Origin of the sequence: Streptomyces sp. NPDC101166, from assembly GCF_044768125.1 — a bacterium.
Taxonomy (GTDB): Bacteria; Actinomycetota; Actinomycetes; order Streptomycetales; family Streptomycetaceae; genus Streptomyces.
Genome location: NZ_JBIWPF010000132.1, coordinates 1 through 1,394, shown reverse-complemented (window position 1 = coordinate 1,394; position 1,394 = coordinate 1). Strand labels below are relative to the sequence as shown.

Here is a 1,394-nt window from a genome sequence, read left to right as displayed (position 1 = left end):
AACATCATTCCGTTGCTTTCCAGCACGGGACGAACAGCTCCCGCCAGGACCTGCGTCGCCTTCGCCGCGGCCAAGTTGTCCATCGACAGCGCCAGCACGTTATGGCTGAATTTCGGGTCGACATCGGCGCCGACCACGACATTGTCGGCCAGTCGCCCCAAAACGAGAGCCCGGGCGTCGAGCGCGGTGTGCTGATAGGAGAACCGCACGTCGAGCGGTTCGGTCGGGTAGTTGCCGACGGTGAGTCGTTCCAGACCGATCTCGCCAGCGGCGGGAGTGCCTTTCACTGTGCTCGCGCACCCCGCGGCCGAAGTGGCAGCCAGAAGAACCGCGAGTGCGCCGATGATCGTTCCGCCGGACGAACGGCGAGAACCGAGCTTCTTCACAAGGCCCCCTACTTGTTGTTGGCCAGGATGGCGTATTGCGCGGAGATCCGCTGATACACATCCTGCTGTTGCTGTGACCACACCGTCGCTGCGTACCGTCCATAGGCGACGTAGCAATGGAACGGGGCCGCGTGGTCGTCGGGTCCGTGGTACTTCACGCAGTGTGCATTCGGAAGCCCGGCCGGAGGGTCGATCCGTTGTTGGTATTTCGAGGCCGACGCGCTGTCGAGGAAGGTTTGAGCTGAATCGGAATCCTTGGCCCGAACCAGAAATCCCGCACCGTCGCTGATGGAATCGACGCCGGTCTTGTCGAAGAGATCCCGGTACTTGGCCGGATTCTCGACGACGTGCAGCATGCCGTGTCGATCGAGGGTCCCGGTGAACGCCGCCGAGGTCTGGTCACCTGCCGGACGCGGCAGGGTCAGCCGGAGCATGCCATCGGGGTCCAGCGGGAGATTGGCGAGCTTGTCCGGCGGTGTCGGCTGGAAGGTCTTTAGCCGCTCCGCAGTCACGTCGATTGCCTTGTCGGCCAGAGCGAGAGGCGCGGGCTCGGGAGCGACACCGAAACTGTGCTCGACGGATCGGTTCTCGATCAGATCGAACATGGTGAAGATGAGGAACTTGCCAGTGGGATACCAGGATGCGAGCCGCTGTTCCGTTGGAGCCCAGATCATCTGGGCGGCAGGATGCTGTGTCGATGGAATGGGATCGACCGCCGCGCCGTCCTGCGACAGCCAGAAGCCGCGGCGGACCAGAGCGGTTGCGGCGTTGGCCGCGGCGGCATCGCTGTCGAAGATCATGACAGCATTGGTCAGCGTATAGCCCAGGAAAACATCGTCGGCGGGACGTGCACTCGTCGCGAAGCCGACGACGAAACCGGCCGCGTCCTCGGCGAAGTGATCGACATTCAGAATTCCGTCATACGTGTTCGGTTCGGTGAAGATGTGTATGCCGGACCCATTGTGGGCAAGGGTCGGGTCGATCTCCGAACCCAGCGGCAGAATATTG

The 1,394-nt window shown here is 62.8% G+C and carries 2 protein-coding genes; both read right to left on the bottom strand.

The window, feature by feature from the left end:
• On the bottom strand, positions 1-386 hold a 386-nt coding region (locus ACIRS4_RS37045), incomplete at its 3' end, for a hypothetical protein (RefSeq protein ID WP_404204489.1).
• A gap of 8 nt (positions 387-394) precedes the next feature.
• Positions 395-1,394: hypothetical protein (locus ACIRS4_RS37040; protein ID WP_404204487.1), on the bottom strand; the 1,000-nt coding region annotated here is incomplete at its 5' end.